The 6,670-nt window shown below is 43.8% G+C and carries 7 protein-coding genes; 6 read left to right on the top strand and 1 reads right to left on the bottom strand.

Features of this window, described 5'->3' with window-relative positions; translation table 11 throughout:
- Nucleotides 1–835 precede the first annotated feature (835 nt).
- From ACE41H_RS21590 to ACE41H_RS21580, 3 genes are all read left to right on the top strand, one after another.
- On the top strand, nt 836–1,165 hold the full coding sequence (locus tag ACE41H_RS21590) for a diguanylate cyclase domain-containing protein (RefSeq protein WP_375357627.1): 330 nt from the start codon (nt 836–838) through the stop codon (nt 1,163–1,165).
- A 68-nt stretch (nt 1,166–1,233) separates the two neighbouring features.
- Nucleotides 1,234–1,806, top strand: a complete 573-nt coding sequence (locus ACE41H_RS21585) for a protein kinase family protein (RefSeq protein WP_375357626.1) — start codon at nt 1,234–1,236, stop codon at nt 1,804–1,806.
- Nucleotides 1,807–1,838: 32 nt separating this feature from the next.
- On the top strand, nt 1,839–2,153 hold the full coding sequence (locus tag ACE41H_RS21580; RefSeq protein ID WP_375357625.1) for a hypothetical protein: 315 nt from the start codon (nt 1,839–1,841) through the stop codon (nt 2,151–2,153).
- 643 nt (nt 2,154–2,796) lie between these two features.
- Here the strand turns inward: ACE41H_RS21580 and ACE41H_RS21575 are convergent.
- Nucleotides 2,797–3,210 carry a hypothetical protein gene (locus tag ACE41H_RS21575; protein ID WP_375357624.1) on the bottom strand — a complete coding sequence of 138 codons (414 nt, stop codon included), beginning with the start codon at nt 3,208–3,210 and terminating at the stop codon, nt 2,797–2,799.
- An 892-nt stretch (nt 3,211–4,102) separates the two neighbouring features.
- Here ACE41H_RS21575 and ACE41H_RS21570 point away from each other — a divergent pair.
- The 3 genes from ACE41H_RS21570 (at nt 4,103) to ACE41H_RS21560 (ending at nt 6,621) form a co-directional block, all read left to right on the top strand.
- Nucleotides 4,103–4,963, top strand: a complete 861-nt coding sequence (locus ACE41H_RS21570; RefSeq protein ID WP_375357623.1) for a hypothetical protein — start codon at nt 4,103–4,105, stop codon at nt 4,961–4,963.
- 243 nt (nt 4,964–5,206) lie between these two features.
- The gene (locus tag ACE41H_RS21565) at nt 5,207–5,479 is read left to right on the top strand and encodes a hypothetical protein (protein ID WP_375357622.1); all 273 of its coding nucleotides are present in this window, start codon (nt 5,207–5,209) and stop codon (nt 5,477–5,479) included.
- 449 nt (nt 5,480–5,928) lie between these two features.
- Nucleotides 5,929–6,621, top strand: a complete 693-nt coding sequence (locus tag ACE41H_RS21560; RefSeq protein ID WP_375357621.1) for a hypothetical protein — start codon at nt 5,929–5,931, stop codon at nt 6,619–6,621.
- Nucleotides 6,622–6,670 lie beyond the last annotated feature (49 nt).

The following is a 6,670-nucleotide window of genomic DNA, read 5'->3' as shown; positions in this document are numbered from 1 at the left end:
TCGTTTTTGCTCACTTCCATGGGTAACATCTCCTTTATGGATATTGTTACCAATTACACGGAAGTTTAAACGCTCTCATTTATTGCAAAGGATGAAATCATTTGGGGATCATATCGGTTGTTGAAACGCTCATTGCTGTTCTTCTACTCCAAGCGCTTGTTATGTACCGGCGATGGGGGCATCCAGTTTACTTGCAACTTGCCGGTTCATACGCAGCTGCTTTCATTGTGCATCTGATTATCGGGCTCCTGCAGGCAAAGCATCAGGGGAACCCTGCCATTCTCTTAGGAGTGACGGCAGGGGCCTTTTTATGGGTTCAGATGTCCATCTATCGCTATTACCACACGAAGAAAGGAATACCGTTCAAAGAGTACCTGGCGCCGGCACTTATTGCCCTGGTTCTCCCTACGATATTTTCTTTCGTGAATGGATCCCTTAGCATCATTCTGACTACTCTTTTCATTCTGGCCCATGCGGTGTACTGCTTTTATTATGTCTATCCGGCCATGCAAAACAGGATCGTTTATGCTGCATCGATGTTTATCTTTGCTGGATATGCCGTAGCAGCTGCCATCGAAAGCTTTATGCCTCAGCAGACCTATATTGCTTCAATCCTTCTGCTGGCTGCTTACGCTTTTGTTTTTCTCCTGCAATTCAACCGGGTCCTGGATGTGCTGCAAGGAGTAACTCACCATTCGATGCATGATGATTTAACCGGTCTATTCAATCAGAAATCATTTATGAAAAAGGCGGTCGATGCGGCCGAATCCGGTCAGATCAAAGCAGTGGTGATGATTATTATCGTGGTTCCCAAGAGGATGAGGCTTTACGGCAAGTGGCTGAATACATCCAGAATGAATGCCACAGTAAGGGGTTTGCTGGCAGATACGGGCGGGAGGAGATCGCTGCGGTGTTTACGCAAGTTCATGGGGATCCCTTTTTATTGGCCGAACGGATACGCGGCGCTGTAGAGAAAAACACGGCCGTTACGGTCAGTATGGGTTATGCCAGGTATGAAGGAGGACTGAGCGCAGAAGAAATGCTCAATCGGGCAGGAAGGGCGCTGGATTCGGCCAAGAATACCGGCCAGAATAAAGTAGTGAAGTTTGTAGAGACTCCGGAAGTTGTAGAAAATCCGGAAATGAGTGTGCCGTCACATGTATAATTCAAGCCTGCTTTCAAGGGGATCAAACGCGCTGCATTCAGTTACTATTAATACGTTAGGAGAATCGAATGAAAACTACAGAATTTATCAAAAACCTCCCTTCTGATCTGCGATCTGTTCTGGAGACAGGAGACAGAAATCTTTTTTTTAATAAAATTTCTCTTGATCCAATGCCTATTCGGGCGAACAGAGCTTGGCTATTTGAAATTGCAGAGTATGACCTTGTTTTTAAGAGGTTTACCCCTAAAGGAAAAAGGGACTATGACATCGATGCTCTCAAAGATTTACAGGGAATTGCATACTTTCCTGTGTTGTATGCCTATGAAGAGCAAGAGTTTTTGATTATGCAAAAAGTACCTGGCCAAGACATTGAAAGCCTCATGGAAAATGGCATGCTGTCTGAAGAAGAGCTGGAGAAAATAAGAGAACAATATAAGAAGGCAATGAGGCTGGCCATTGAGCGTAAGCGGTATGATTGGGATATGAAATTGGAACATTTGTTTTGGGATAAAGAGACTCAGAGGTTAATGCTTATCGACTTTGGCGAGTATGACGTCTTCAGGGGCACGGATGTAAATCAAGCGCTTGAAGGGTTGCTTGAACATTTCGACGAAGAAATTGATATGGCTAAAGAATGGTAGAACCTTTGGTAGGGTTCTGGGGAGGGCTTAAATTGAAGGTTATTTTGGCAGAAAAGCCATCGATGGGCGGAGATATTGCTTCCGCCTTGGGCATTGCGAAACGTGAGAAGGGTTACATTACCCTGCAGTCGGGTGACGTGGTTACCTGGGCGATTGGCCACATTATTCAGCAAAAAACACCTGATACATATCCGGGCTACAAGGAATGGAATTTAGAGAATCTACCATTTGTACCCGATCCGATTCTTAAGATCGTTGGAATATCGTATATACCGTGGGAGTTTGTACGGAGCGAGAAACTGGAAAAAACGTATATCTGCAGAGTGGTTTCATTTCTCAAGCAGTAGGAGAAGAAGGGCAGCCTTGGAGGCTGCCATTTGTATGTGAGCGCAATATAATTATATTGCTAGAGTTTTTTAATTCTCAGTCTATCTTGTCCAATAATTACCTGATATACTAGACAGTAGAGACAAGGGACGAATGCAATACAAGTTATGGATTCACCATCGGTAGTTTGCTTTGAAAGGTGGTGGATAGATGAATGAGACCGTAGTGCTCCTATCACTGTTGTTTTCTGGTGGTACGTTTATGATCGAGCTGTTGAAATACATTCAGTCCATAAAAAAGTAACAGGATCTTCTATCTTTGGGAAGGAAGAGATCCTGTTACGTCTATAAGCATATGGCACCGGTGGGTTTTCTCACCGATATTGCTTTGAAACTTGACTCACAAATGACCGTGGCAGTTGTACCTGCTGCGGTTTTTTTGCTGTCAAGAAATTACCGATTATGCGATGTCAAACGGATTGATTGTCTTACAATTCGTCTTACAAACAGAGTATACCATGTATGACAGGATAATTCCACACGATTACAAACGATTCTACAAGATTACAAACGATTTCACCAGTTTTCTCCGCATTATGTCCGTTCCTATTGATTTCCCATGATGACGGCTGCTGACGGGCTTTGGGAGTGTAAATTTTTTAGATCATTCCTTGGTTTCAGTTCGTAGCATCTCAGGGGAAGACTGATGAAAAGAAGTGTGACCGGTATCCGCTACCGTTTGAACCTCTGAAATATGTGATAGTACCCGAGGAAGTGCATTAAACCGTTTTTGGCCGACTACTTTTAACTGTCCTGTAGCTCTGCATAACAAGTCATAGTCATCCTCGATGATCGCTCTCTCCAAGTCTTTTATTAAGCGTTCATGTTCGTTTTTCCAATTGGTAGCCCAATCAAGGGCGATTTTTTTCTTACTCTCAAGGCTTTTTGCTTTTTCCAAACGTTGCCCAATTGATCGAGGTTGCTTACTCGTTGGGGGGGATTGTCTCATACAAAGATTCCTTTCGTTTAGTAATAATAGAAAAAGGTCTAGGATATTGTAATCCAAGACCTTTTTCATGAGATTCTGATCCACGCCATAGGTTGGCGTTACAGTTAAACTAATGGTTAATTCAATCCACGCTCCTCAACGGGAGCGATAATGTTGAGCTTGTAAAAGTGAATTTCAATCCATGCTTCCGTATAGAAAGCAAATGTTTACAAAATCAATATAAATTATACGGTGTACTATGTCAAGCGTTTATTCCGGATATCACTTTCTACCAATGGAGGGTCCTTTTTTAGTCTATTTTCAAGATGTGTAGGGGCTGATGCTACCGGCACTAAGGCGGCCAAAGACGCCGCCTAAATGCCGGTACGCACCGCTGCGGGGTTACTTGGCCCGATAACCAGAGCGCCTAAGCCGTGCCAGATCGCCTCGGCCAAGGCGCTCTAGGTTCTTGTACCGCGCTTGACACCCCGCACGGAGCCAAGAGCCGACTAGAGAAGAAGAGAAGAAGACATGAAGAAATGCTTGATGGTACCGTCAAACAGGCTTGGGGTGGGATTTCGACAATTAAAGCTTCTATGCTTGGGAAGAAAAAACACAAGAGCTACCAGTGGAAAGGCTGGAGGCTACTTGAGTGGGGAGATTGAACTGTTTTTGCTTCTACCGTTCAGCTCCTCTTGGCCGTTCCCGGCTGGCGGCTGTTTTCCGATGCCCACGCTGGTGCCGTCTACCTTTTAACGATGGACGAAGTGAAAACAGCCAGCCACTTTGCCATGCTGGTCCTGTCCGGGGTGAGACACGGATCTACAACAAGATCCTGAAGCAGGATGTTTGGTTAATTCCGATTGCCCCGGAATTGGAGAGCTCGGTAGGATACACCGGGCTCTATTAGTGGTTAACCAAGTTTACTTGGTTAACCCTTGATGTTATAATGTTTTCAAGTAAACCAATAGGGGGAACAAGGATGAGCGAGGGTAGCGGTAAGAGGGGACCGAAAGCCTATAAAGTGTTCGACCACGTTAAGGAAAAGGTCGAGGACCTATTTAAACAGTCCGGAATCGAGTATGAAGGCGATTTTTTAGAGCACATGGCCTCAATTTACGAGATGCAGCAACTCAAGTCAGGGGTGGGTGCCGGATATCAGAAACAAATTTCAACGTTGGAATATCACACAAAGAGCGTAGTTGATATGTTTGTCTCGTTGATTCAGACGGAAGCTGCAGATCGCTTGCAGATCGCGGAGGATTACGAGGGGAAGCTTGGGGACCGTGCTGCTGAGATTATGGCACAGCAAGACGAAATCACAAGGCTAAATCAGGCCCTATTAGGAGCAACAGAAATAATCAACAAACAGGAGAAGGAAATCGCGGAGACGCGACAGCTCGTCGAGGCATTACAAAAATCGTCGTCGAAGGACGAGCAGATCCTCACTGAGAACAAGGAACGTATCGAGCGCCTATCAAAAATGCTTTCTGATACTACGAATCGGGTTAACCAAGCAGTAGCGTTAGAACAACGGTTTACCGAGTTAACTGAGCTAACCGAAAGACAAGCGAGGGAGATCGCAGAGGCAGAGGCCGTTTACGAGGAACGCTTGCAGAACGCCGCAGAACGCGCCGAAATTGCTCAGGAGAAGGCACTCGCGGCAGCCGAACGTAAACACACAGCAGAGATCCGGGCACTGCTAGATGAGGCGAGTGAACTCCGGAAGCAGCTGCATGCTCAGCATCTACTCACTGCTGAACAACGCCAGCAGATTGAAGCGCAGAAGCCGAAGGCGGAACGGGGTAAGCCCAAGGGAGAGGAGCAGGGAGACACCAAATAAGTACCCTTCAAAACTCAGGAAGAAATGATGTTGGAATCAGAGACATTTAAGCGCCTATACCTCAGTTTTTTCCAAGAAATATATTGGCTTGAAGAATCGACTCAAAAGGGTAATGGACGTGAGATTTCAGTATATGAGGCAGCCTTGCAGCTGAGTACGCGATCCATCAAATTGGGGAGATCGAATTTGATGGATTGTTTTCTAAAAGGGCCACCACTTCAATTAGAATAAGGAGTTGATTTAATGCATCCACTGCAAAAGGAAAATAAACATTCACGAGAACTGGGTCGACCTTATGCGGCTGTACAGGTAGAGCACATAAACAAGGTGCTCGTGGTGATTCCTGGATCAGTTTCTATTCTTAAGGAGGAAACGAAGATTACTAAATTACCTTCCGCTTACCCAGTTGTGGATTCTGAAGGATACCTGATTAAGCCTTCCGGCCAATTTTATATTACAACCGAAACTTTTGATCCCTACCATATGGTAATTGATCTGCAGCTCGAGCATAAATGAACCTCTCTGAATAGATACTTTAACAGAACTCGCCTGGATTGTTTTTCTCAGAATAAAATACTCATACTTTTACAAGATCAAGATGCTATAGGTATTGATGGTTCCGATATAGTAGACTTTAGTTATATTGAAGTCCCTGAACCTGCTTGTTTGACACAGCGCGGTGCGCTCTAAACATATGAACAAGTCGAGGAAAAAGCTTAGGTGGCTACACCTGACACACCGTTTGGAAAAATTTTATTGAAAGGACGTGCTTATTATGGATGCTGAATATTTGTTTCGTATCATGTTTCGATGTTCTATAGCTGTTATTATTCTCGGTTTCCTTAGTGCTGTTTTTTACCTTGTCTATCATTATATTTTGTAAAGGTGAAACTAATAGTGCAGCAGAGAGCAGAGCGATGCTGTAAATGTGGGTACTCGTACAAATTGATTAGGGGGTCTTAAATTTGCAATCATTTTCGTTCTGGATTAAGTCATTATGGAAGAAAAACGAAGGATTTCAACCCTCAAAAACGTTCCAAATCCCTGAATCATCCGAAGCTAGGAATAGAATCGAGATTTCCCCCTTTACTCAAATATCAGATGTTTCTGGTAATACTCCACTTCTTAAATGGGTAAAGGAATATATGACTAATGTAGATACTCCATCAGACATTTATTTTTCCATCTCCAGGGATAAATTAAATCAAGAAGTCATTCTGGCTGTAGATCTCTATGCCTTCAAGAAACAAACTGATCGCAGCATGAAGCTCCGTCTATTTTACGAAATGGGTAAAGTTCCTTCCTTCATGAGCATTGGATACAAAAGTTCCGAGAATCATCTGATCATCTATGACTGCAGAGCGCAAATTTTGAGGCGGTGGCACGGGTCCATCATGATTCTCCAGCTAAAAGAGTTATGTGTCACTCTAAACCAAATAATTGATAATATTAATAAGAAGATAATCATTGATTGCAGGAAAAAACCTTATATACGCAGTTTGCAAGAGATTCCAAAACATTACTTTAAGGGTCATATAAAAGCCATTGTAGGCGAGGTATTTCCTGATTCAACTCGGATCTCATATGAGAACCTTATGAAGTTCTATATTGCTAACGATGCTCTCAAAGATGGACGTGTGCATATATATGTACTATGACGGCCATCTGTTGCAGCATAATCGTGGCCAAGATTGCCGAGCTGTACCG

Origin of the sequence: Paenibacillus enshidis (assembly GCF_042136365.1) — a bacterium.
Lineage (GTDB): Bacteria > Bacillota > Bacilli > Paenibacillales > Paenibacillaceae > Paenibacillus > Paenibacillus enshidis.
Note: the sequence above shows the minus strand (reverse complement) of the source record. Positions and strands in the feature narration are given on the sequence as shown.

Excerpts from the sequence above, each read along its gene's own strand:
- ACE41H_RS21565 (WP_375357622.1), top strand. The coding sequence starts at position 5,207 with ATGCATCCACTGCAAAAGGAAAATAAACATTCACGAGAACTGGGTCGA.
- ACE41H_RS21575 (WP_375357624.1), bottom strand. The coding sequence starts at position 3,210 with ATGAAAAAGGTCTTGGATTACAATATCCTAGACCTTTTTCTATTATTA.
- ACE41H_RS21570 (WP_375357623.1), top strand. The coding sequence starts at position 4,103 with ATGAGCGAGGGTAGCGGTAAGAGGGGACCGAAAGCCTATAAAGTGTTC.
- ACE41H_RS21585 (WP_375357626.1), top strand. The coding sequence starts at position 1,234 with ATGAAAACTACAGAATTTATCAAAAACCTCCCTTCTGATCTGCGATCT.